A 24,410-nucleotide genomic window follows, 5' to 3' on the forward strand; every position below is an offset into this window, starting at 1 on the left:
GGGGATGCCATATGGAACGCGCAGTAACTAGAGAAATAATACGTGTTGAAGGTAATCAAATCAAAGAAATAGAAGATACTGTTGTCACAGAATATGCGGTCACAGTGAAGATTAATGAGCAAGAATTCGTGACGATGGTTTGCACACCAGAGTATGTAGAAGATATGGTTATTGGCTATTTGGCTTCTGAACGAATTATTCGCGATTACGAAGATATTGAAGCCATTTGGCACCAAGAAAAAGAAGGTTTTGTGCACGTTAAAACAAAGCGTGTGAATCCTTACTTTCAACAAATTCAAAATAAACGTTACATTACTTCTTGCTGTGGCATGAGCCGCCAAGGGTTTGTTTTTGCTAATGATGCATTAGTAGCTAAAAAAATGGAAGGCATTCATGTGCGTATTACTACAGATGATTGTTTTCGTTTAATGCGCGATATGCAAGATTTGGCCGAAACATTCAAACAAACTGGTGGTGTTCATAATGCAGCGCTATGTGATGCGAATGGAGTTTTATTAAGCCGAATGGATATTGGGCGTCATAATGCCTTAGATAAAATTTATGGTTATTGCCTAAAAAATAAAATTAGCATTCAGGACAAAATTATCGTATTTAGCGGAAGGATTTCATCTGAAATTTTACTTAAAGTATCGAAAATTGGCTGTGAAATTGTGCTGTCTAAATCGGCTCCAACAGAATTAGCATTGCAATTGGCAGAGCAACTCGGTATTACGACGGTAGGCTTTATTCGCCAAAATACACTTAATATTTATACACACAAAGAACGTATTCAATTACCTACAAATAAAATGAAAGGAAGAGATTAACATTACTAGTCTACAAGACCAACTACACAGACCATTAAGAGATTTAAGGATATCCGTAACAGACCGTTGTAATTTTCGTTGTCAATATTGCATGCCTGCAGAAGTATTTGGTCCAGATTACGCTTTTTTACCGTCCTATAAAATATTGAGTTTTGAAGAAATCGAAAGATTAGTAAAGATTTTCGTTTCATTAGGTGTGAAAAAAGTACGCATTACTGGTGGTGAGCCTTTACTACGTCGCGATCTGCCGACATTAATTGAACGTCTACATCGCATAGCTGGAGTGGAAGATATTGCCTTAACGACCAATGGCACATTGTTGAAAAAATATGCCAATGAATTGGCGAGAGCAGGTTTATCACGAGTAGCTATTAGTCTAGATTCTCTAAATGAGGAACGTTTTTTCGAGATGAATGGCCATCGAGGAAAGGTGAAAACGGTATTAGAAGGTATAGAAAAAGCGGCAGAAGCGGGCTTACAAGTGAAGATCAATATGGTCGTTCAAAAAGGAAAAAATGAGCAAGATATCATTTCGATGGCAGAATATTTTAAAGAGAAACAGCATATTCTTCGCTTTATTGAATATATGGATGTCGGTAATTCGAATGGTTGGCGGCTAGATGAAGTTGTGTCAAAGAAAGAAATCATTGACCAAGTCCATCAACTTTCCCCTCTGCATCCTGTTGACCCTAATTATAAAGGGGAAGTGGCTACACGTTATCAATATGAGGATGCTCAAGGTGAAATTGGCGTAATATCATCTGTAACAGATTCGTTTTGCGACAGTTGTTCACGTGCCCGTATTTCGGCAGAGGGAACATTATATACGTGCTTATTTGCAACAGAAGGGACGAATCTACGAGAATTGTTAAGGTCAGGGGAAGATGATGAAACTATTACCCAATGCATTTCGGATGTTTGGGAAAATAGAAAAGATCGCTATTCCGATGAACGAAATGAACAGACAATGGAAAAAAGGAAACACTCAAAAATTGAAATGTCACATATCGGTGGTTAGACGAAATAGAGTGGTATTAGTTAGTGCTGTTAGTATGGGTGTGAAAAACAGAAAAAAATCGGCAAAATAATGCCGATTTTTTATCTTCATTCAGCAGAAAACTACTGCCCTAGAAGGTGTGATATGGATGCGTATGAGGTTTCTTTTCAGTAGGTGTCCAAGTACCTGCTGAATGAAGATAAAGCCTCCAGCGGATGTCACGGATTTTCAAAGGAATGAATATAAGGATGTTAGCCTAAAACCTTCGCATCCTGCGAAAACGGCTAACTGACCTGCATCCTGCAGGCCTTAGCACAATTCAAAATCCGGACGCAATTACGCCAAGGCGAAATTGATTTGATGTTTATTTATGCACAAAGTCGCCACTTTTTCCGCCCGTTTTTTGAACGAGGTATGTTTCTTTAATCACCATAGATTTGTCGACGGCTTTACACATATCATAAAAAGTCAGAGCAGCAATGGATACAGCAGTTAATGCTTCCATTTCGACACCTGTTTTACCATTACATTTAACTGTAGCTTGAATGTGAAGTTCGTAACCTACTTCTGCTTTTGTATAGTCAAATTGAAGATCTGTTCCTTGTAACATAATCGGATGGCACATTGGGATAATATCAGCAGTTTTTTTAGCACCCATAATCCCAGCAATTTGTGCCACTTGCGTAGGGTCGCCTTTTTTAATGCCTCCCTGTTGGATAGCTTGATAGACTTCAGCGGATAACGTGATTGTACTACGAGCGATCGCTGTACGGTTTGTGATTGTTTTATCTGAAATGTCGACCATTTTCGGACGACCTTCTTCGTTCCAGTGTGTAAAATTACTCATTATTAGACTTCCTTTCAAATGTTTGTAGCCAATCTTGTTGAGAATTGATATTGATAAATGTGGAGCTTTCTTCAAATGGGACATAACATACTTGAAGTTGCTCTAACAAGACTTTCATACTTCGCTTGTTTTGTTGGACTAATTGCTGTGCTTTTGGTAAAGCGCTGCGTCGATATAAAGCAGCAAGAGGTTGTAATCTTGAAGCTTGTTCAGGAACAATCGCATCATAACGATCATCGATAAATGTGAGCATAGTTTGGACAAATTCTGCATTAATAAAAGGCATATCACTAGCTATGACGAAAAACCACTCTACTTCCGGAAAATTTGTCATTATATTATGCAAGGCAAACAGAGGACCTTGATGAGGCTGTTTTTCAATAATCCATTGGACATTTTCTTCTACAAACTTTGATTGCAAGCTAGCATTCGTAGCAATAATTAAAGGCTGTAGTTGATTTTTTTGTAAGGCTATGAGACTGTGCTTATATAAAGGTAGACCAGCAAATAATTCAAACATTTTCGGTTGACCATACCGTGAAGATTGGCCGCCAGCTAAGATAACACCAGCCATTTTCATATGCGATTCAACTCACCGACAAAATGTTGAACAGTAGGAAGAATTAGTTTTGTCATGGCAAGTGTCACGGCATTAGTTGAACCTGGTAGTACATAGATAGCCGTTTTATCGCGACTACCTGCTGTTGCACGACTAAACATGGCTTTTGGGCCAATTTCTGCATAACTTAGTGTTCGAAATAATTCACCAAAGCCCATCATTTCTTTTTCGAAAAGAGGGAGGATCGTGTCGTAAGTTTGGTCTCTCGGTGTAAATCCTGTTCCTCCTGTTACGATAATGGTATTAATGCTTTGATCTTCGCACCATTTGAGTACATGATTTGAGATTTCGAGAGGTTCATCTTTTGACATTTGGTAGTCTACTAATTTAAATGAAGCTTCTTGAAGTAATGATTGAATACGCTGACCACCACAATCATCCGCCTTCGTGCGTGTGTCACTCACTGTTAAAATGGCAGCTCGGATAAGAAGTTCGCTATGTGTGGGATGCAAGGTAAAAGACCTCCTTTTATAAAGTTGATTTTTGTTTTTGCTGAAAAACATTGCTTTTATTATAAAGCTATATATTAAAAGGTCAAACTAAAATTCATAGAAAGAAAGGCAAAAACGTTTATGCATAATAGATATTCTAGACAACAATTATTCAGCCCAATCGGAGAGAACGGGCAGCTACTACTAAAAGAAAAGCATGTCCTGATGATAGGAGTGGGTGCTTTAGGTAGTGCTAGCGCTGAGGCGCTTGTAAGGGCAGGCGTCGGAAAGTTGACGATTATTGATCGTGATTATGTAGAGTGGAGTAATTTACAAAGACAACAACTATATACCGAACAAGATGCGCAAGAAAAAGTACCGAAAGTAATCGCTGCAAAAAAACGACTACAAAGCATTAACGCAGAGGTAGAAATTAACGAATATATTCTTGATGCGTATACAGAGCAAATAATCCCACTGCTTGCAGATGTAGATATTATGGTGGATGCAACGGACAACTTTGATATTCGCTTTATGATGAACGATCTTGCACAAAAATATCAAATTCCTTGGGTTTATGGTTCTTGTGTTGGCAGTTATGGCGCTACTTATACGATTGTGCCAGGTAAAACACCTTGTTTACATTGTTTGCTAGCAGCGATGCCCAATACAGGGATGACATGCGATACAGTAGGAATTATAAGTCCGACTGTTCAAATTGTAGCAGCTTATCAGGTGGCTGAGGTATTAAAGTTTTTAGTAGGTGATGAAGAAGCATTACGAAAAAGTTATTTAACTTTTGATGTTTGGCAAAATCAACACTATGAAATCAACGTTGAAAAAATTCGCAATCATGATTGTCCATCCTGTGGCAAAAATCCGACCTATCCATATTTATCATACGAAAATCAAACAAAGTTAAACGTATTATGTGGTCGCGATGCTATTCAAATACGTCCAGTAAAAACGATTCATTATAATTTTGATCAGCTCGCAGTTCAACTTAGTCCCTATGGTGATATTCAACAAAATCCTTATTTACTATCTTGCCAAGCAGAAGATTATCGACTAGTGATTTTCCAAGATGGACGAGTTGTCATTCACGGTGTACAAGATATCCAAAAAGCTAAAACCATTTATTATCGTTTATTCGGATAAAGGAGTGTTATAAAATGTTGAAAAAAAGAAAACCGATTGCTGTTGGAGAAGCTGTTCAACGTGTCATGGAGTTTGCCTTCCAAGAAAAAATAGAAGTCGTTTCACTACAGCAAGCACACGGACGTTTTTTAGCAGAAGATGTTGCTGCTGACCAAGATGTACCAGCTTTTGATCGTTCACCTTATGATGGTTATGCTATTCGCTCGGTCGATAGTCAAAGGGCAAGTTCTGACAATCCAGTAACCTTTAAAGTAGTAGGGGAAATTGGCGCGGGCTATGTATTTGAGGTAGAAGTCGGTGATCGAGAAGCGGTGCGCATCATGACAGGAGCGCCTATTCCGAACGGATGTGATGCAGTCGTTATGCTAGAATTAACGCACACATTTGAAGAAGACAATCAACCTTATATGTCGATTAAACGCTCTTATGAAACAGGAACAAATATTTCCTATAAGGGAGAGGACGTGCAAAAAGGCGCAATTCTTATGGAAAAAGGACAATACATCAATCCAGGTGTTATCGCATTACTTGCTACTTTTGGTTATGATCAAGTACCTGTTTTTCGAAAACCAATCGTTGGCGTAATTGCAACAGGAAGTGAATTACTAGAACCAAGTGATGCTTTACAGCCAGGAAAAATTCGTAATAGTAATGCCTATATGATAATGGCTCAAATTGAACGTGCTGGAGCAACCGTCAAATATTTTGGTAAGTTTAGCGATGATCTAAATTTATGTATTCAAGCTGTTGAAAAAGCTCTTCAGGAAGTAGATATATTGATTACAACAGGAGGAGTATCAGTAGGTGATTACGATTACTTACCTGCCATTTATGAAGCCATTGACGCACAAGTACTTTTTAATAAAGTAGCAATGCGACCAGGTAGTGTAACAACTGTTGCGGCTCGAAATGGTCAATTATTATTTGGACTTTCAGGTAACCCATCAGCGTGCTATGTTGGTTTTGAATTATTTACACGACCTATTATTCGTACGGCTTTTGGCAATAAGCAACCACATTTACGTAGAGAGCACGCTATTTTAAATGCGGACTTTAAAAAACCGAATCCGTTTACTCGTTTTGTGCGTGCTACTACTTCTTACGAAAACGGTCAAATAGTTGCAGTTCCCTCTGGTTTTGATAAATCTAGTGCAGTTTCTTCCTTAGCAGAGGCCAATGCTTTTATTGTATTACCAGGTGGATCACGTGGATACGAAAAAGGCATGCAAGTTGTCGTCTTATTGTTAGAAGATTTTCAGGGAAGTGAGTGGCCATGGGACATCATCGAGAAATCTTACAAATCGTAGGCTATCAAAATAGTGGCAAGACAACGTTAATGGAACAGCTCATTACACAAGCCACCACAGAAGGTTTTCGTGTAGGAACAATCAAGCACCATGGACACGGTGGTATCCCTATGATCGAAAGTTCAAAAGATAGTGTTCGTCATGAGAAGGCTGGCGCAAGTGTCACAGCAGTTGAAGGAGAAGGTACTTTGCGCATGAGTATTCACCAAAGTAACTGGCAGCTTGCTGATATACTAGCTATTTATGAAACATTTAATATGGATATCATTTTCATTGAAGGCTATAAAAATGAAGACTATCCGAAGGTTGTTATTTTGCGCAAGGCGGAAGATAAATCTTTGCTAGAAAAAGTAAGCAATATCATCTGTGTTCTTTATTGGCCTACATATCCACTAAATAAACCGTTAGATTATCCAATTTTTTCGATTCAAGAAGAAGCACAATATATAGAGTTTTTAATGCAGGAAATGAGGAAAAAATCATGACTACAGCATTGTTTGAAATCATTGATAAACCAATTGATGTTGAAGAAGTTAGACAAAAAGTATCAGATCGAAATGCTGGTGCGATCACTGTTTTCATCGGAACAGTACGTGAAATGACGAAAGGCAAGAAAACACTACATTTGGAATATCAGGCCTATCCAGCTATGGCTATTAAAATGTTTGAACAAATATCTAAAGAAATACAAGAACGATGGTCAGAAGCGAAAGTAGCCATTACACATCGTGTTGGCCATTTAGAAATCTCGGATATTGCCGTAGTAATTGCGGTGTCATCACCACATCGTAAAATAGCCTATGAAGCCAATGAATATGCTATTGATCGTATTAAACAAATTGTGCCTATTTGGAAAAAAGAGTATTGGGAAGATGGGACCGAATGGATTGGTGATCAATTAGAAAATGTTCCTTATCCAAAAGGAAATCCATCCATCAGTGAGGAGGAATCTTGTGATTAACATATTACTATTTGCTCACTTACAAGAAAGTATCGGTGAGTCAAAATTATGTGTAGACCTGGCAGACAGAACAATTGGAGAAATTAAAGAATGGATGGAAAAACAATATCCACACATTCATTTACAACATGTTATGACAGCAGTAAATGAGGAATTTGCAACAGATACAACGATTGTAACAAAAGGGGATACAGTCGCGTTTATTCCGCCCATTAGTGGAGGGTAAAAAGAAAAGATGTAGTTGGTACAGTTTAGGTACCGACTACATCTTTTATTCTATTTATCTTGAAAAATCCGTTAGTAGGAGAAGAAACCCCACTAAGTTCACTTTATGCCTTTATGAGATGAACGCTCAGAAGCATAAGGAAGGAAATACCTATCATACAAATCACCCATGACCAAGCGAGTGACATGTTACCCGAGCCAATCGCCATGTAAATAGCAAGCGGCGTCGTTTGCGTTTTGCCTGGAAGGTTTCCTGCAAACATTAAGGTTGCACCAAATTCACCTAAAGCTCGTGTGAAACTTAAAATTCCACCTGAGACAATTGACTTTAATGCAAGAGGGATAGAAATAAAGAAAAAAACTTGCCATTTGTTAGCACCATCAACAAGTGCAGCGTTCTCAATGTCCCCATCAACAGATTCAAAGCCAGTTTTTGCTGATTGATACATTAAAGGAAATGCCACAACAGTAGAGGCAATGACCGCCGCCCACCATGTGAACATAATGGGTTGATTAAAAAGCCATGTAATCAAGTTACCTAGTACACTGTTTTTACCAAAAATAATAATTAGAAGAAAACCTATTACAGTAGGAGGTAATACTAATGGTAAAAGTAACACTGTTTCTAGAAATAATTTTCCTTTGAAATTACGTTTTGCCATCCATTTACCAAATAGAATACCAGTTACTATCACAATTGCTCCTGACACAAGCGCTATTTCGATAGAAAGTTTAAGAGGTGACCAGAAATCCGTACTCATTTATTAATGAGTTTCTTGAAAGCCGTATTTTTTAAATACTTTCATCGCTTGCTCACTTTGTAAATAGTGATAAAAATCTTCCGCTTCTTTCGCATGCTTACTATCTTTGATAACACCTACAGGATAAATAATAGGTGTATGTGTATCTTCTTTAGCTGTAGCAACGACATCGACTTTTTCTGACACAAGGGCATCTGTTTTATAAACCAACCCTGCTTCAACATTTTCAGTTTCTGTATAAGTAAGAACTTGTCGTACGTCTTTTGTATACACTACTTTTGATTCTAAATTTTCCCATAGGTTCATGTTTTTCAATGTCTCTATACCGTACTTGCCAGCAGGAACCGTTTCAGGTGTACCAACAGCAATCTTATCAACTTTTGTTAAGTCTCCAAATGATTGAATATGTTTTTCATTTTTCTTAGGAACGATTAACACTAATTGGTTCGCTAAAAGATCCGTTCCTTGCTTTTTGTCTATTAAATCTTTTTGAACTAGCTCATCAAACTTATCTTCTGCTGCTGAAAAGAACAGATCAACAGGAGCACCTTCTAAAATTTGTTGTTGTAAAGCACCAGAACCACCAAAGTTAAATGTGATTTTAATATTATCGTGCTCATTTTCATAGGCTTTTTGAAGCTCTTCTAATGATTCTTGTAAACTAGCTGCCGCAGAAATGGTTAATTCAATTGGTTCGTTTGTTTTGTTGTTGCTCTCTTGGCTACTACAACCTGCTAAAATGCCTACCAGTAGTAACAATGAAGCTATTAAACTATAATACTTTTTCATTTTGATTATACTCCTTTTATAACTCGTTATAACAAGACATAACTAATTATAATTAGTTGTGTCTAAAAAAGAAATACCAAATTGCTAGAAATGTTCAAGATGTTAAAAATATGGTTCATCACCAAAAGTTGTGGATGACTTTTGTAAAACGTATACTAGTAAATAAGTTGATCCTCGTTCCGTCTGGGCGACTCCTTGGGGATTGGCGATACAGGAACGAAGCTAAAACCATCACCTTCTGTGATAACGCCTTCGTGAACGCCCAGTCGGAACGGAAATCAACCACACGTTTTGGTGATGATCCAAAAATATTATAATTACGTTACTATTGTAATCAATAGAAGTATAAGGGGAGATTTTTTACATGTCACATGAACATTCCTATACGATTGAAGAGGTTGCTCAATTATTAAAGGTTTCGAAATTAACGATCTACGATTTAGTGAAAAAGGGGGATTTACCTATTTTTCGTGTAGGTCGTCAAATGCGTGTGGATAGAACCGATTTACAATTATATATCCAAAAGAGCAAGACAGGGGCAACTCCTGCTGCTTCTACAGCCTCGACTACTCCTTCGACAAAAAATAAAAAAATTATTATTAGCGGACAAGATTTAGCTTTAGATTTATTAGGGAAATATATCGAGAAAAAACAATCCAATAAAGTATTACGCTCACATGAAGGTAGCTTTAATGGTGTCATGGCGCTGTATAACGGGGAAAGTGATATTGCTAGTTTACATTTGTACGATGGTGATACAGGAGATTATAATACACCTTATTTGAAAAAGATTTTTGTAAGTCACTCTTATATACTTCTCAATCTGATTTCTCGCCGAGCAGGCTTTTATGTAAAAAAAGGAAATCCATTGCAAATTCAATCAATAGATGATTTTAAGACCAAATCATTAAAATTGATGAACCGTGAAAAAGGGTCAGGTGCTCGTACTTTCCTAGATGAACAATTACGTATTCATCACATATCTCCATCCTCAATAGATGGGTATAACGAAGAAGAAATGAGCCATATAGATGTAGCCTCTGCTGTCGCAAATGGGTATGCAGACATTGGCATAGGCATTGAAAAAATATCAAAACTCATAGAGGTTGACTTTATACCACTTATTAGAGAACGTTATGATATTGTCTTATTAAAAACACCTGAAAACCAACTGCTGGTTGAATCGGTAAAAGAGATTTTAAATTCACCAGAATTCCAATCAGAAGTAGTCGCACTAGGAGATTATGACGTCACTCAAATGGGACAAGTTATATATGAAACGCTTTAAATTCTTTCAGTACTATAAATTAGGGTGTCATTCAGAAGATACAATACATGCAACGTGAAGTAGTTGATGGGAGCGACTCGTTAGGGATTAGCGTGACAGATGAGACCTTAGAGCGAGCAAGTAAAGGAACGAAGGCTAAGACCATCACGTGCTGTGAAAACGCCTGCGTGACCAATCTCGTGTCGCTGACCGCTTCGCTTTCGCCCCAAGCCGCAAATCGTATGCCCTAAACCAGACGGACCTACTAATACAAAGAATGTGCATTTTTCAATATGTGTTAGCTTAATAAAGCTCATTTGTTAAACTTCATTTCAAAGGATAACTAAAATAAAAGTCATTGTAATATATTATATTGAAGATTAATAAGGAGTGAATAAGAAAGGAATTTGTGGTTCGTTTTGCTTCAAATGGGTTTTCTTTTTTATCTTCTTGCTTAAAATATTAAGTAAACGCAAGGTTCAACTAACGAGTGTATTGATCTAAAAAGGATGAAATATACCTCGTAGTTGAACTTATTTTTGTAACGAAGCGGGTAAGTAAAGAAACTAAATTTTAGAAAATCTACATTTGCACTAGACAAATATGATTTTTTCTTATATATTAAGTATAATAAAATCGTTTTCAAGAGAACAATAAATTCACATATTACAAAGAGTAATCGTGTTTTGTTTGATGCTTTTTGTAATATGTGGATTTTTTCTTTTGAACTAAAATGATTTTACTTAAATACAATTAATGGAGGTCATGCAAAATGGCACAAGGTACAGTAAAATGGTTTAACTCAGAAAAAGGTTTTGGATTCATCGAAGTAGAAGGTGGAAATGACGTTTTCGCTCACTTCTCAGCTATCCAAGGTGACGGCTTCAAAACTCTTGAAGAAGGTCAAAAAGTAGAATTCTCAGTAGAAGAAGGCCAACGCGGACCTCAAGCTACAAACATCGTAAAACTTTAATTTTAATGATGTAACCATAAAAAAGGCATCCTTTCAGTAGGATGCCTTTTTTTTATGCGATGATTTGTCAAATTAAGTGCAACAATTGCTCATTAAAAGCCTCGTTTGCAGTTTTCCAACCAAGAAATTTTCTTGGTCGGTTGTTGATATGGTTTGATGATTCTGTTAGTTCTTCTGGTGATATTTCATCGAAATTTGTTTGCTTAGGGAAGAACTCGCGAAGTAATCCATTTCCATTTTCGTTACTTCTGCGTTGCCAAGAAGAATAGGTCTAACACTTATAGCAGCTAAATTCTTTACCTTGGTCTGTTGTGGCTGTTTTTATAGCGCCTTTGGGTAATTTAGTATGAAGTAGACGTACTGCTCTTTCCATTGATTGAGCTGAGCGATCCGGTATCAAAAAGCCAACATACCACCGTGTCATTCGCTCAATAAATGTTGCTACACAGCCTTTTGCTTTCCCACATCCAGATACAACTGTATCTAACTCCCAATGTCCAAAGGTTTCACGTTTACGTACTTCTTTTGGGCGTTTAGAAATGGGTGTACCAATGTTAAATCTTCCTCTTGTTTCGCGGGGTTTTTGGCGCTTTCCTTTTTGACGGAGAACGGTTATAGGCACTTCTAAAAGACCATCGTAAATCCAGCGATAGATGGTTTTAAAACTCAGCTGTCCTTAATATAAACGGCCGACAATTTGTTCAGGCGACCAAGTATCCCGCAACTTTTCTTGAACAGCTTCTTTTACTTCTGGCGTACATTTTGACTTAGCACCACAGTTGGATTTATTTTGGTGGTAACGTACTTGTGCTTCGTCAGCCGTTACTTAGACTTCACATTTGAAAGATCTACAAAGTGGTACCATGACCAGCAAAGCTAATTTAGCAGAGCTGGTTTTTTTAATTCCGAGAACAATCAGCATCCTTTAATACTACTTGCTTTTTTCGTAATTTTGCTGAAATTGTAACGTTGATGTCACAATACAGGCCTATAGTGGGAGCAGAAGGAGGAAGATAAAAAGAACCATTTCCATATACTAAAAGCTCAATAAGTTAACACAAAAATTACGATGTCACATATAGAAAAGGAGTAAAACAAGTAGAAGGATTGGAGCTCCTCATTTTTTTAATAGAAAAAGAAAATAACCCTTTGTTATATAGTTATGACAAATGGTTGATATTATCCAAATGAAAGAAGGATACGATGGTTTTTTCAAGTCTTTTGTTTATTTATTTGTTTCTACCTATCTGCATAATACTGTATTACTCAGTGAAAAATAGAAAGTTTAAAAACTTCATTTTGTTAATAAGCTCACTATGTTTTTATGCTTGGGGTGAGCCAGTGTGGATTGTCGTATTACTTATTAGTGGTTGTATTGATTATTATCATGGGTTGTATATCGGAAGATTTCATGGAACGAAATGGGCTAAATATGGTATCGTTTCTTCCATTATATTAAATCTTTCTTTGTTAATTGCATTTAAATATAGTGCTTTCATCTATGAAAATATCAATCTTATTTTTAATACCTCATTCCAAATACCAGATGTTTCATTACCAATTGGTATATCTTTTTATACCTTCCAAACAATCTCTTATACAGTAGATGTCTATCGAGGAAAGGTACAGGCACAAAGAAAGTTTTCAACTTTTCTTTTGTATGTATCAATGTTTCCACAGTTAGTAGCAGGACCGATCGTTAGATATTCGGATATTGCTGAACAAATAGAGAATCGAACTACAAATATCAGCCAAATTAGCGATGGTGTGAATCGATTTGTAATTGGATTAGGAAAAAAAGCATTGCTGGCTAATACTGCGGGTAGTTTTGCCACGATGTTTATGGAGCGTTCATCAGGAAGCTTAACCGTAACAGAAGCATGGTTTGGTATTTTGATGTTTACGCTGCAAATCTACTTTGATTTTTCTGGATACTCAGATATGGCTATAGGATTAGGGAAAATATTTGGCTTCGAATATAAAGAGAATTTCAACTATCCATATATTTCACGATCTGCTACAGAATTTTGGAGACGTTGGCATATATCTTTGGGAAGCTTCTTTAGAGACTATGTGTATATTCCACTTGGCGGAAACCGAAAGAATGAATTTTTCAATTTAATGACTGTATGGTTTCTAACTGGAATTTGGCATGGTGCTAGTTGGAATTTTGTTATTTGGGGATTATATTTTGGGATTTTAATTTACTTAGAAAAAAAAATGATAGGAAGAATTTTAGAAAAACTGCCGAGAATTATTTCACACTGCTATTTACTAGTGGTTGTAATTATAGGTTGGACCTTCTTCTACTTTACGAATATGAATGAAGCTTTCTCTTATTTAAAAGTTCTCTTTGGTTTTGCAAATCAAAGCTTCGCTAGTACTGAGTTAAATATTATTATATCTAACAATATTTTCTTGATAGTAATTGCTACTTTATTATGTACACCACTAGTTAAAGTCCTTGGAAAAAAAGTTTGTAAAGGTGCTATGTACAAAGGTTGCTTGATTATTGGAAATGTTATGATTCTAATCCTATGTACAGCTGTTCTGGTTAACGAAAGTTATAATCCATTTCTTTATTTTAGATTTTGAGGAGAGTAATGAATGAAAAACAGTACTATATCTGAGATGATTCATATCGGCATTATGGTTGGAATTATAATAGTGGGCTTTACATTATTCTTTCTGTTACCAAAAGAAAACATTTCTGAAAACGAAAAACGTCAATTAACATCTTTTCCTACCTTCTCAGCTGAAAGTTTTCTAAATAAAAGTTATGCCCCAAAAATAGACTTATATGTGAATGATGCATTTCCGTTTCGGGAGGAGCTCATTGAGTTGAGTGCCTTCTATAGTGATGTTAAAGGAATACGATCAGGAACAGATGAGATACAAATATACAATATACAGAAATAAATATAAGGAGATTTAAATACAATGAAAAAATATATGATAGTTTCAGCACTTGCTACCCTATTAATTGCAGGGTGTTCTTCTAAAGATATAGACAAGGAAAGTGAAAGACCTGCTGTTAAAGAAGAAAATAAGGAAACTAAAGAGAGTGTTGTTGAAGATAGTAAGCAAGAAGTTTCAGAAAATACTGTTGCTGAAAAATCCGGTTCCATTATTACACTGGGTGATAGAGCAGTAGAAATATTTTACGGAAATCCAGAAAATGCATTGCGATATTCCAAAACTATTTCAAGTTTGAAACAAGCTCTAGGAGAGAATGTAACAGTATATAATATGGTAGTTCCAACAAGTGTAGAGTTTGCATTGCCGAAAAAGTATCAACATATGTCAACACCGCAAAAATCCGTTATTGATGAAATTTATGGAAATCTTGATAGTGAAATTAAGACTATTAACGCGTATGAAGCATTAGAAAAGCATAAAAATGAGTATCTATATTTTAATACGGATCACCATTGGACTTCACTAGGTGCATATTATGCTTACGAACAATTTGCGAAAGAAGCTGGATTTAAAGCAAAATCATTAGAAGCATACGAAAAATATTCTAAGGAAGATTTTTTAGGTACTCTATTTACACAAACGCAAGATACCAAACTAAAAGAGAAAAAAGATATAGTTGAGTATTACAAAATCCCAGTTGATTACGAAGTATATCGATATGAAAAAGGGAATGAAAATACAGCAGTTTCTTCAACATTATATGCTGATTATGCAGAGGGCGTAAATGCTTACTCCGTATTTTTACATGGAGACTTCCCAATGATTAAAATTAAGAATAATGATAGTAATAACGGGAAGAAACTAGTCGTTGTAAAAGAGTCATATGGAAATGCTTTTGTGCCATTTTTAATCCCTCATTATGACGAATTATATGTAGTAGATTCTAGATATTACAATAGCGGTTTTAAGAAACTAATAGATGAACAAGAAATAAAAGAAGTATTATTTATCAATAATATATTTGCTACTAATACGGCGAAAATAGTGAAAACACTTGAAAGATTTCAGTAAAAAACGAAGCCTAATCGAAATGAGAAATGATTAGGCTTCTTATTTATTCTCCTAGAATAGACGGAAAGAAAATCTTGCGAGTATCATCGATTTTTTAATGAAAAAACAGAAAGTTCAGGCTTACTCCAAAAGCGTATAGGCATTCTTGTCGTACCAACCCCTCGATTTACATACAACTGTAATGGTTTTGATTTCCCTTTTAATAAATACATGCCTTCTACATATTGTTTCGCTAATGAAGTAGTGATAATAGGGCCAATGAATGGCAGTTGTACTTGTCCGCCATGACTGTGACCAGATACTTGAAAATCAATCGGATACTCAAGGACTTCATTTACTGCATCGGGTTCATGCACTAACAATATGTTAAAGTCCTTTTCTTGTAAGTGTTGAAGGGTATGTTGCACTTTTGGCTTGCCAAGTAAAAAATCATCCAGACCAGAAATCGTAATATAATCACCATTGCTTGCCTTAATTTTTATAGTTTCATTAACTAAAACTGTAAAACCTGCTTCCTCCATATACTGCTTATACAAATAACTCCCACCGCCTCCATGGTCATGATTTCCGAACACTGCATATTTTCCGAGAGGAGCGTGAATTTGGGACAAAATAGTTTGTGAGTATTTTCTTTCGGAAGTATATTCACTAAAATCGTCAATTAAATCACCTGTAAAAACGACGATATCGGGTTTTACTTCATTTATTTGATCGATTAGCATTTTCTGCTGCTTATGAGAAAAATTCGGTCCAAAGTGCGTGTCAGAGAATTGCACAATCTTTACATTTTGAAATCCTTCAGGAATATTAGGATTTTTGATATCAGTCCATGTAATAGACAATGATTTTGTTTCAAAGTGGGACGCGTATAAATAAGTACTGATTGGGAAAATGAGGATTGTAAGGAAAATAACACATTTCCACCTAAATTTCGTTCTATTTTTTTTTGTATGTTTCGAATTAACTTTCATATGCCACCTCTATATTTGTCATAAAAAACTACAATCATTAAATGTTGTAGCATTTTAATGTTACAGGCAGTTGTCATTTTGGAGATTTATTTAAAAAAAGATTCAAAGAATCATTTCTCGAATAGCAATTTAATTAACAGACTAAATTTGCTATCTCTCCTCTACCGAATATTCCTCATTAAATACTTTAAAAAAATCCTTAAATTGATTTCAAATAAACATACACACATCCGCTTTTTTGTCACTTTCACGTAACATAAGTTCAGTAGTATATATCACGAGGTGATAATATGAGAGAAATAAATCAAAGGAAATGGCTGAAAAATAAATTCAAAATGATAGCCTCCCTTGGTTGTGCTTTGACAGTAGCACTTGCTGCTGGTTGTAGTTCGCAAGAAAAGAAACAAGAAAAACAGGAAGTAAAAGAGGTAAAGAATGATTTTTGGGGTGAGCAACGAAAAGGAACAAACTTTATGAATTCTAAATCTCTACCTGAAAATTATGAAGAGGCGAACAAATTTAATATTGAGTTTGTCCGTTTAGCTCCTGATAAATGGGCAAAAGATAAGGATTTTTTATTTCATGACGAACCAGATCCTGATCCCAAGAAAGATTTCTTAATCGGTAATACGGATCAATATGAGGGAATTGTTGAAGAAGATTTTATAAAATTAAAAGAGGATTTGGATGCAGCCTATGAAAGAGGTTCTAAAGTTGTGCTGACTATTCTTAGTCTTCCAGGAGATCGTTGGAGACAGTTTAATAACTATACAAATGATGACCGTATTTGGCGAGACTTTAAATATCATGAACAAGCAGCACTTTTCTGGAAAGATCTTGCCTCCCGTTTGAAGGACCATCCTGCAGTGGTAGGATATAACGTAATTAATGAACCACATCCTGAAACAGCTACACGATTTAATGATTTTTGGACAAAAGATTATGACGAATGGTACAAGCGAGTGAAAAATACTCCTGCAGATTTAAACTTGCTTTATGGAACCATTGTAGATTCTATACGATCTGTAGATGCTGATACACCAATTATTTTAGATACTGGGTTATTTGCCACTCCGTGGGCAATTAAATATTTAAAACCAATAGATGACGAAAATGTGTTATATGCATTCCATATGTATGAACCTTATGAAATGACAAGTCAAAATCAAAACAAAGGATTCACATACAGTTATCCTGGCAAGGTGAAGGTTGGTGAAAATCAAACAGAAAAAATGTTCGATAAAGCTGCATTAAAAGATTTTTTAGAACCAATTGCACAATGGACAGAGAAACACAATTTACCAAACAACCGGATTATTGCTGAAGAGTTTGGAATTAATCGAATGGTTGGTGGAGCCGATCAATATATAAAGGATTTAATTGATATTTTCGATGATTATGGCTGGCACTGGGCGTTTTATGCATTTCGTGAAGATACGTGGGAAGGAATGGATTTTGAATTAGGAAGTCAACCAGCTAGCGAGGCATATTGGAAAGCAAAGGAAAATGGCGAACAACCGAATAGAAAAGATATACAAGTTGGTAATTCGATTTGGTATGAATTGGAAAAATCACTGAACAAATGACCTTGTTCTTTTACACATAGGTTTAGAAAAAATTATTTTATCAGTAGGGCTAGGACATAACTAAATGGTTCCTTAATAAAGCCGAATAATCTCTAAATTAACAAAACAGATAAATAGAAAAACCGAACTATTCCGAAACACTTCATGAGAGTTGCATTGGATAGTTCGGTATTTTTGTTGGCTGAAACACATTTGTCCCAGCCTCACTTTTTTATGGAAATAAGCGAGCAAAGTATTCATTAATCGTATTAAAGGTTTTTCATCTCATATTATTTTTTTGTCAAATGACTGTAACATTCCTCTTTTAAAATACATGTAATAAATTCATTCAAAAAGAGGTTATATAATGAAAAGCATCTACAAATATAGAAAATTCAAAGTGTCAATAATTGTACTAGTTGTTAGTTTAACTTTACTTTTAGTTTTTTCTATAAGACCATTTCAAAAAGAAAATAGAGAAAATCATCATTTTATAGATGAAATCGCCCCTATAGCTGTAAAATTAAACCAGCAAACAGGAGGAGTACTACCGAGTATAATAATAGCTCAGGCTATACTAGAATCGAATTATGGCAAAAGTGAATTAGCTGTAAAGGCAAATAATTTATTTGGGATAAAAGGTAGCTACAAAGGTAAGTCAGTAAAAATGCCAACTATCGAATATGAAAATAATAAAAGTTATACAATAGAAGCTGAATTCAGAGCTTATCCCGATTTGAAAAGTGCATTAATTGACCATACTAAATTATTTTTAGACGGAACGAGTTGGAATAAGGAACAATATTATGATGTTCTTGCGGCAGCAAATTATCAAGAAGCAGCCCATGCTTTGAAAAAAAACCATTATTCCACAGATCCTAAGTATCCTGAAAAATTAATTGCTATTATAGAACAGTATAAGTTAGGTAAATATGATAATTAGGAGATAAATATAATGAATGTACTTATCGCTGATGATGAACTAGATATGCTAAGGATTTTACAAAGTTATTTCAAAAAGGAAGGGTTTACGGTATTTACGGCTACAAATGGTTCAGAGGCACTTGATATTTTCTATAATGAAAAAATTGATTTGGCCATTTTGGATTGGATGATGCCAGAAAAAGATGGGATTACAGTTTGCCGCGAAATGAAGAGGACTCAAAAAATTAAAGTCTTAATACTGACAGCCAGAGATACTGGAGAAGATGAATTTATTGCATTGTCTGATGGCGCTGATGATTATGTAAATAAACCATTTTATCCAAAAGTTTTATTAATGAGGGCAAAAAAATTGTTGCAAATGGAATCCATTCAACAAATAAACGATGTATCATTTGATATTTCAACCAAACGTGTATGGAGAGATGGAAAAGAATTGGTTTTAACAAAGACTGAATTTGAGCTTTTACGTATATTTAGCCAAAATAGAAGACAAATTTTAACCCGAGATCAACTGCTTGATTTAATATGGGGGATAGAGTACATGGGCGATCCGCGGACGGTAGATACACATATTCGACGTCTACGTGAAAAAATTGGGGAGGATATTATCCAAACTCATCGGGGCGTTGGATATAGTACAACGGAATGAAACAAAAAATTGGAACAAAATTAACTATTTATATAACCCTTGTTGTTATTATCACATTTAGCATCTCACTTGCGGTAAGTCAGTTTTTTCTACCAAAATATTACCTTCATCAATTTAATAAAAAGGTATCTGATGCTTTTATAGCTTATCAGGAATTGGGTGATGAGAGCTTGGTGGAGAAACAATTTGATGTGACTATTCTTTCGGTATCGTTAGATGATACTATCGAAGACCTGAATAGTAATTTAAAACACCAACTTGCAAGGAAGCATATAGCACTTAATAAATTTTGGGTTTCTGAAGAAATATTACAAAAAGTTAAAGAGGATAAGACTGTGGGCGAACTTTATAATCAAGGAAAACAAAAATCCAGTTTTATCGCTCATTATAAAAAAGAAGATGATCATCTAATTATGATTGGAGCCTCTATGGCTAGTTTTATTGAAATAGCTTATTTTATTAATCGCTTTAATATAATTTTTTTGATAGTCAGTATCTTAGTAATTATTATAATTACTGCCTTTCTTTCTAGAATGCTAACAAGACCTTTAAATAAATTAACAAAGGTTGCAAAAGAAATTGGTGAGTTGGATTTTAAACAGGCAGAAATTCGGACAGGAGATGAAATTGAGGACCTTGCAAAAAGTATTAATAAAATGAGTAAGGCACTCGAAAAAGCGCAACAGGATTTATCTAAACGGAACATTGACTTAAAGCAATTTATGATAGGTTTAACCCATGAGCTTAAAACGCCTTTAGCATTAGTTAGAGTATATTCCAGTGGGATTGAAGATGGTATAGATGATGGAACTTATCTTGCAACCATTAACAAGCAAGTTGATAGAATGGAAAAAATAATTACAGATATGCTTTATTTCGCCAAAACAGAGGAAAATGATTCTAATAAAACTAACTTTGATTTAATTATGTTGATTAATGAGATACTGGATAACTATCGACATATACAAGAGGAAAAACAAATCTATTTTAAAACTGAAGTTACTGAATTTATGCTGACGACTGAGCAAGATAAAGTACATTTCATTTTTGAAAATATGATTAGTAATGCAGTCAAATATGCTTCTGGAAATGAAATTCATATTTTCTTTGGTCAAGACAGTGTGTTTGAAATTAGTAATGATACTACCTTGACTGATATATCTAGAATATGGCATCCCTTTTATGTTGGAGAAAGCTCTCGTGACAAGAACTTTTCAGGTACGGGGCTAGGACTTGCTACTGTTAAAAGCCTTACTGAACAATTAGGATATTCAACTCAAGCAACGCTATCTAACGGTAAAATCATTTTTAAAATCGATTTTGTAAATCATAATCGCGTGGATATGCATTAAACCATATTGTTGCTTGTTGCTAATTAAAAATTTAATGAGCCTTAAAATTAAATGATAACAGTTATTGAACTACCTTTAAATAACAATTAAAACATTAACAATGTTGCATAACTAGTCTAAAAAACAAACAATCGCAACATTGTTTTTTATTTGGTAGTTGTATCTTTCCATACATGTATTTAAAGAAATAAGCCTAATTAACTTTGAATAAATTAATAAAAAGTTTTGATAAATCCTTATTGCTTCATTTTTCTCCGTAAGATTGTTTGAGGTAATGTTTTGCACTGGTATAGTTTTTGCTGGGGGCACTTTTTACTTTTCAAGTAGTGGGGAGCTATATCTAGATTATTTGCATCTCAAGCTAGTGGGCAAACAGGCATAATTCTGAAAAGAGAACGTTTCACTTATAAATTAGGTCCGATATTTACTGCTTCAATTATATTCTTTTTAATTGGATTGGTATTCTTTATCTTATTGGTTTGGGGAATAATCCCGCCTAGCCAAGCTTAAATAATGGTGGGTCAACAAAACTATTTACTCTATACACCTATACAAAAGTCTGTAGACAAAGTTACATATAACTTTGTCTACAGACACTATCATAAAAAATTAATCGCTGAGCATTGCTTTTAATGTTCGTTTTTGCCAGCCTAGCTTGAAGTATGCGTATTGTAATACAAAATGTACACAGAAGGCAGTAGGGTAAGCAATCCAAACGCCGTTTAGCTTGAATGTAGTGTAGTGCGACAAAACAAACGCCAATGGTACCTCGACTACCCAAATTGCAATGACTAGGAAAATTGTAGGCCATAAGACAACACCCGTAGCTCGCATTGTAGCTGAAACGGTTTGTGTATGGCCAAAAATTAAATAACTCCAAAACGCGATATATAAATAATCCTTGGCGATAAGTACCGTATCCTGTTTATCAATAAAGAAAGATAAAATAGGCTCCGCAAATAAATACATGATTAAAATAATCGCGCCACCTAAAATATAGTTAACGAGCACACCAAATTGACGAATTTTTTTAATCATATCCGTAGAGTTTGCCCCTAAAGCCTGCGCCACAAATACAGAGGTTGCAATAGCAATACTCATCGCCGGCACCTGCGCATAGCTAGCGACCTGATTGACAACACCGTAAGCAGCCGTAGCATCGGAGCCGTAAACATTAACAAAGCCTATTACAGCAATTTCTGCTACAGAGATTGCAACCATACTAATGCTTGCTGGAATGGCTAACTTTAGTAATGAAGCTAAAATATCCTTCTTTAATTTAAAATGCTGTAGAATCGATTTGTCTAAGCGTAAAATATGCTTTGTTTTATGCAAGTAGGCAAATAATAATAACATCGTCACTAGATTGGATAACACAGAGGCATAAGCAGCGCCGTTTAAACCAAACTTAGGCAGACCAAGCCAGCCGAAAACTAATGGTGGTAGGAATGCGATATTTAAAATAACACTTATGACTAAAAATAAAAAAGGTGTTTTGGAATCACCTACACCACGCATAAAGGTTGTGTACACCATATACCAGAACATAATTGGTAATGTGAAAAATAAGATTTGAGCATAGCTTATACTCATATCTAATATATTTGCGGGTGTTTGCATAAAGCGTAAAATCCACTCAATAAAAAAGCCACCAAAAATCGCGACGACAATCGATAAAATCGTTGTAAAGGCTAAAGTTACCCCTACAACCTCCTTCATCTTTTCATGATTGCCAGCCCCATACGTTTGCCCTACTAAAATCGAGCTACCTGAACCAATCCCAATAGCAAATGCCATTAAAAAGAAGAAGAATGGAAAAAATGCTGAAATTGCTGCCAGCGCATCAACACCTAAATTGCGCCCAACTATAAACATGCCAAAGACTTGCCCTAGTGACTGCAGCACATTCGCTAGCATAACCGGGATTAAAAAGTTAAAAAAAGCTTTTTGCAGTTTCTTATCATCATGTAAAATTTGTTGGTTCATTTTTATCCCCTCTTGGGTTTTAATAACCCATTTCTTTTAAAATATGTGATAGAGTGTGCAGGCGTTCGCCAATTAGTTCACCATCCGCACTTAAAGCTTGATTAAAGAGCTTAATATCCTCTTCAATTTGTTCATTTTCCGTACATACTTCCACTGTCATTGCATCTCCTTGTAAGCCAATACGTTTAATAACAGGGTTTTCTTCATCATATAAATGATCGTAGCGATAAGCTTCCTTAAAATGAAGCTGAGATTCACATACTAATATAGCAAGGTCAAGCACACGATGAAGTGGTAATTCTTCCGATTGACGTGACCATTTACCACCTGTATGACGCCACACTTTAGCCGAAATATCAACCTTGCCTCTGTCATTCCATTGAGCTAAGCCAAGTGACAGCCCTTGCGCATCTGTATGATAAGCAGTGCGCCCATCAATATTGGCATAATTTTCAGCAACAATAACAGGTTTATGCTTTAAATGAGTAGGTATTTTCATCAATTACATCCTCCTTTGTTAGTTCTATTTTTAGTAATTTAGTAAATTACTGCATTAGTAAATATAGCATTGGACAAATTCGGAGGTCAATCTTTATGTGGAAAATTTTTCGTATAATGGGTCCGACGAACAAATTAGTTGAAATGTTATCTTGTAAGACTGCATTGATTAAAGGGGATAGTTACTACAATTTATAGAGAGTAGACTGAATTCGTTAAATTGGTTAAAATGGTAATTGGTTTATATAATGGAAATCAAATAGGCATTATTCTTTGAAAATCGGAAAAACGAATGAAAGAGGGTAATAGAATGAGAATCCAACCTACAAATAATAATTACATAAATACGATTAAAAAAGGTGAAAATAATAGACTATCTCCAGATTTATTTTTAGATAAAAATAAAGAGGCAAAAGTGAAATATGAAATTATAAGAGAAGGTGGTTATATTCGTCATTATATAACAAAATTAAATGGTGAAAGAGTAATGATTAAAGAAACAAAATTACCAAAGGGACAAGATACAAATCAAAGCACAGGCGGGATGACCGACGTTTTGTTGGATAGCCTAATCAATCAATTTACAAAAACTTTAGATCACCAAAAATCTGATGAATTATTAAAAAACGGAATAGCAGGTCAGAAAGCCAAAGAAAAATTAATGTTAGCTTATCGAAATTCAATCTAGGTACGTTTTAAGAGAAAACGATAATTAAAAAGGGTTAAGTAGGTGATTTTGTGCAGGTTAAAAAGCGTTTAGGTTATTATATATCTGCTTTGTTAGTCGTATTACTTGTAGGAATTGTTGTGAAAAATGTATTCATAAAAGAAACAACAGTCAATCCGATAGTAGAAAATGAAGATGGAACAAAACAGCTTGTTTTTGATGCAAAATTAACACGATTAGACGAATCATCAACAACATTTAAAGAATACAATGGAAAGGTCCTAATCGTTAACTTTTGGGCATCTTGGTGTGGACCATGCCAAGAAGAGGCTTCTGAATTTAGGGATTTTTATAACAATAAAGCAGAAAATGTTGAGCTGTTAGCGATCAATGCAACTTCTAATGATAGTAGTGAAAATGCCATGAAATTTCAAGAAACATACAATTTGAATTTCCCTATATTTCTTGATATAGACGGTAAGCTTCAAAAATCATTTGAAATAATGGCTTATCCAACAACTTTTATATTTGATTCTAAAGGTATATTGAAATACTCGATAAAAGGAGGGCTTAATCAAAAAGAATTAAATAAATATATTGATACACTCTACTAAACTGTAAACAC

Annotated in this window: 25 protein-coding genes and 2 pseudogenes; 17 read left to right on the plus strand and 10 right to left on the minus strand. The window is 35.1% G+C overall.

Annotated features, from left to right (window positions below; translation table 11 throughout):
- The first annotated feature begins 11 nt into the window (after positions 1-11).
- Together fdhD and moaA are read left to right on the plus strand one after the other, a co-directional pair.
- On the plus strand, positions 12-827 hold the full coding sequence (gene fdhD / locus ACIPKN_RS01745) for a formate dehydrogenase accessory sulfurtransferase FdhD (protein ID WP_400932822.1): 816 nt from the start codon (positions 12-14) through the stop codon (positions 825-827).
- Between the two features lies 1 nt (position 828).
- Positions 829-1,845 (plus strand): GTP 3',8-cyclase MoaA, encoded by a 1,017-nt coding sequence (gene moaA, locus ACIPKN_RS01750; RefSeq protein ID WP_400933168.1) that lies wholly within the window; start codon positions 829-831, stop codon positions 1,843-1,845.
- A 343-nt stretch (positions 1,846-2,188) separates the two neighbouring features.
- Here the strand turns inward: moaA and moaC are convergent, their stop codons facing one another.
- Genes moaC through ACIPKN_RS01765 form a run of 3 tightly spaced genes read right to left on the minus strand, consistent with a single transcriptional unit; the run spans position 2,189 to position 3,742 of the window.
- Positions 2,189-2,671 (minus strand): cyclic pyranopterin monophosphate synthase MoaC, encoded by a 483-nt coding sequence (gene moaC, locus ACIPKN_RS01755; RefSeq protein ID WP_400932824.1) that lies wholly within the window; start codon positions 2,669-2,671, stop codon positions 2,189-2,191.
- Entirely contained in the window at positions 2,664-3,251 is a 588-nt protein-coding gene (locus ACIPKN_RS01760; RefSeq protein WP_400932826.1) for a molybdenum cofactor guanylyltransferase, read from the minus strand. The genes moaC and ACIPKN_RS01760 overlap by 8 nt, the downstream gene beginning before the upstream one ends.
- Positions 3,248-3,742: a MogA/MoaB family molybdenum cofactor biosynthesis protein gene (locus ACIPKN_RS01765; RefSeq protein WP_400932828.1), complete on the minus strand. Its 495-nt coding sequence runs from the start codon at positions 3,740-3,742 to the stop codon at positions 3,248-3,250. Before ACIPKN_RS01765 ends, ACIPKN_RS01760 begins: the two co-directional genes overlap by 4 nt.
- Before the next feature lie 120 nt (positions 3,743-3,862).
- On the opposite strand from ACIPKN_RS01765, the gene ACIPKN_RS01770 reads away from it, so the two are divergent.
- Genes ACIPKN_RS01770 through moaD form a run of 5 tightly spaced genes read left to right on the plus strand, consistent with a single transcriptional unit; the run spans position 3,863 to position 7,373 of the window.
- On the plus strand, positions 3,863-4,879 hold the full coding sequence (locus ACIPKN_RS01770) for a thiazole biosynthesis adenylyltransferase ThiF (RefSeq protein WP_400932830.1): 1,017 nt from the start codon (positions 3,863-3,865) through the stop codon (positions 4,877-4,879).
- A 17-nt stretch (positions 4,880-4,896) separates the two neighbouring features.
- Positions 4,897-6,186 carry a molybdopterin molybdotransferase MoeA gene (locus tag ACIPKN_RS01775; RefSeq protein ID WP_400933170.1) on the plus strand — a complete coding sequence of 430 codons (1,290 nt, stop codon included), beginning with the start codon at positions 4,897-4,899 and terminating at the stop codon, positions 6,184-6,186.
- The gene (gene mobB / locus ACIPKN_RS01780) at positions 6,147-6,671 is read left to right on the plus strand and encodes a molybdopterin-guanine dinucleotide biosynthesis protein B (protein ID WP_400932832.1); all 525 of its coding nucleotides are present in this window, start codon (positions 6,147-6,149) and stop codon (positions 6,669-6,671) included. Before ACIPKN_RS01775 ends, mobB begins: the two co-directional genes overlap by 40 nt.
- Complete coding sequence (locus tag ACIPKN_RS01785; RefSeq protein WP_142509061.1) at positions 6,668-7,147, plus strand: molybdenum cofactor biosynthesis protein MoaE; 480 nt, start codon at positions 6,668-6,670, stop codon at positions 7,145-7,147. The genes mobB and ACIPKN_RS01785 overlap by 4 nt, the downstream gene beginning before the upstream one ends.
- Positions 7,140-7,373 (plus strand): molybdopterin converting factor subunit 1, encoded by a 234-nt coding sequence (moaD, locus tag ACIPKN_RS01790; protein ID WP_400932835.1) that lies wholly within the window; start codon positions 7,140-7,142, stop codon positions 7,371-7,373. The genes ACIPKN_RS01785 and moaD overlap by 8 nt, the downstream gene beginning before the upstream one ends.
- A 103-nt stretch (positions 7,374-7,476) precedes the next feature.
- Here moaD and modB read toward each other — a convergent pair whose 3' ends face one another.
- Positions 7,477-8,133, minus strand: coding sequence for a molybdate ABC transporter permease subunit (modB, locus tag ACIPKN_RS01795; RefSeq protein WP_400932837.1), 657 nt, complete (start codon positions 8,131-8,133; stop codon positions 7,477-7,479).
- Positions 8,134-8,136: 3 nt separating this feature from the next.
- Positions 8,137-8,922, minus strand: coding sequence for a molybdate ABC transporter substrate-binding protein (modA, locus tag ACIPKN_RS01800; protein ID WP_400932839.1), 786 nt, complete (start codon positions 8,920-8,922; stop codon positions 8,137-8,139).
- Between the two features lie 364 nt (positions 8,923-9,286).
- On the opposite strand from modA, the gene ACIPKN_RS01805 reads away from it, so the two are divergent.
- Positions 9,287-10,210 (plus strand): substrate-binding domain-containing protein, encoded by a 924-nt coding sequence (locus ACIPKN_RS01805; RefSeq protein WP_400932841.1) that lies wholly within the window; start codon positions 9,287-9,289, stop codon positions 10,208-10,210.
- A 107-nt stretch (positions 10,211-10,317) separates the two neighbouring features.
- Here the strand turns inward: ACIPKN_RS01805 and ACIPKN_RS01810 are convergent, their stop codons facing one another.
- Positions 10,318-10,506 carry a hypothetical protein gene (locus ACIPKN_RS01810; RefSeq protein WP_400932843.1) on the minus strand — a complete coding sequence of 63 codons (189 nt, stop codon included), beginning with the start codon at positions 10,504-10,506 and terminating at the stop codon, positions 10,318-10,320.
- 455 nt (positions 10,507-10,961) lie between these two features.
- Between ACIPKN_RS01810 and ACIPKN_RS01815 the strand changes: the two genes are divergently transcribed.
- Complete coding sequence (locus ACIPKN_RS01815) at positions 10,962-11,162, plus strand: cold-shock protein (protein ID WP_049667605.1); 201 nt, start codon at positions 10,962-10,964, stop codon at positions 11,160-11,162.
- 67 nt (positions 11,163-11,229) lie between these two features.
- Here the strand turns inward: ACIPKN_RS01815 and ACIPKN_RS26900 are convergent.
- Positions 11,230-11,982 (minus strand): annotated as a pseudogene (locus ACIPKN_RS26900) (IS30 family transposase); the annotation flags it as partial.
- A 521-nt stretch (positions 11,983-12,503) separates the two neighbouring features.
- Between ACIPKN_RS26900 and ACIPKN_RS01825 the strand changes: the two are divergent.
- Together ACIPKN_RS01825 and ACIPKN_RS01830 are read left to right on the plus strand one after the other, a co-directional pair.
- Positions 12,504-13,757 (plus strand): MBOAT family O-acyltransferase, encoded by a 1,254-nt coding sequence (locus tag ACIPKN_RS01825; protein ID WP_400932845.1) that lies wholly within the window; start codon positions 12,504-12,506, stop codon positions 13,755-13,757.
- 54 nt (positions 13,758-13,811) lie between these two features.
- Positions 13,812-15,152: pseudogene (locus ACIPKN_RS01830) on the plus strand (DHHW family protein).
- Between the two features lie 83 nt (positions 15,153-15,235).
- On the opposite strand, the gene ACIPKN_RS01835 reads toward ACIPKN_RS01830, so the two are convergent.
- Positions 15,236-16,123 carry a metallophosphoesterase gene (locus ACIPKN_RS01835; protein ID WP_400932847.1) on the minus strand — a complete coding sequence of 296 codons (888 nt, stop codon included), beginning with the start codon at positions 16,121-16,123 and terminating at the stop codon, positions 15,236-15,238.
- A gap of 335 nt (positions 16,124-16,458) precedes the next feature.
- Here ACIPKN_RS01835 and ACIPKN_RS01840 point away from each other — a divergent pair, with 335 nt between their 5' ends.
- The 4 genes from ACIPKN_RS01840 to ACIPKN_RS01855 all read left to right on the plus strand — a co-directional run bounded on the left by ACIPKN_RS01840 (position 16,459) and on the right by ACIPKN_RS01855 (position 20,634).
- Positions 16,459-17,709 carry a glycoside hydrolase family 5 protein gene (locus ACIPKN_RS01840; protein WP_400933174.1) on the plus strand — a complete coding sequence of 417 codons (1,251 nt, stop codon included), beginning with the start codon at positions 16,459-16,461 and terminating at the stop codon, positions 17,707-17,709.
- Positions 17,710-18,055: 346 nt separating this feature from the next.
- Positions 18,056-18,631, plus strand: a complete 576-nt coding sequence (locus ACIPKN_RS01845) for a glycoside hydrolase family 73 protein (protein WP_400932849.1) — start codon at positions 18,056-18,058, stop codon at positions 18,629-18,631.
- Between the two features lie 12 nt (positions 18,632-18,643).
- Positions 18,644-19,282, plus strand: a complete 639-nt coding sequence (locus ACIPKN_RS01850) for a response regulator transcription factor (RefSeq protein WP_400932851.1) — start codon at positions 18,644-18,646, stop codon at positions 19,280-19,282.
- Positions 19,279-20,634 (plus strand): sensor histidine kinase, encoded by a 1,356-nt coding sequence (locus ACIPKN_RS01855; protein WP_400932853.1) that lies wholly within the window; start codon positions 19,279-19,281, stop codon positions 20,632-20,634. Before ACIPKN_RS01850 ends, ACIPKN_RS01855 begins: the two co-directional genes overlap by 4 nt.
- Positions 20,635-21,243: 609 nt before the next feature.
- Here ACIPKN_RS01855 and ACIPKN_RS01860 read toward each other — a convergent pair.
- On the minus strand, positions 21,244-22,620 hold the full coding sequence (locus tag ACIPKN_RS01860) for an MATE family efflux transporter (protein ID WP_400932855.1): 1,377 nt from the start codon (positions 22,618-22,620) through the stop codon (positions 21,244-21,246).
- A gap of 19 nt (positions 22,621-22,639) precedes the next feature.
- A complete protein-coding gene (locus tag ACIPKN_RS01865) occupies positions 22,640-23,119 on the minus strand; it encodes a DUF6530 family protein (protein WP_400932857.1) in 480 nt (159 codons plus the stop codon).
- Positions 23,120-23,428: 309 nt separating this feature from the next.
- Here ACIPKN_RS01865 and ACIPKN_RS01870 point away from each other — a divergent pair, with 309 nt between their 5' ends.
- Both ACIPKN_RS01870 and ACIPKN_RS01875 read left to right on the plus strand, forming a co-directional pair.
- A complete protein-coding gene (locus ACIPKN_RS01870; RefSeq protein WP_142509053.1) occupies positions 23,429-23,806 on the plus strand; it encodes a hypothetical protein in 378 nt (125 codons plus the stop codon).
- A 50-nt stretch (positions 23,807-23,856) separates the two neighbouring features.
- A complete protein-coding gene (locus ACIPKN_RS01875; protein WP_400932860.1) occupies positions 23,857-24,399 on the plus strand; it encodes a TlpA family protein disulfide reductase in 543 nt (180 codons plus the stop codon).
- The last annotated feature ends 11 nt before the right edge of the window (positions 24,400-24,410 follow it).

The sequence above is a fragment of the Lysinibacillus sp. NPDC086135 genome, assembly GCF_044746345.1.
Lineage (GTDB): Bacteria > Bacillota > Bacilli > Bacillales_A > Planococcaceae > Lysinibacillus.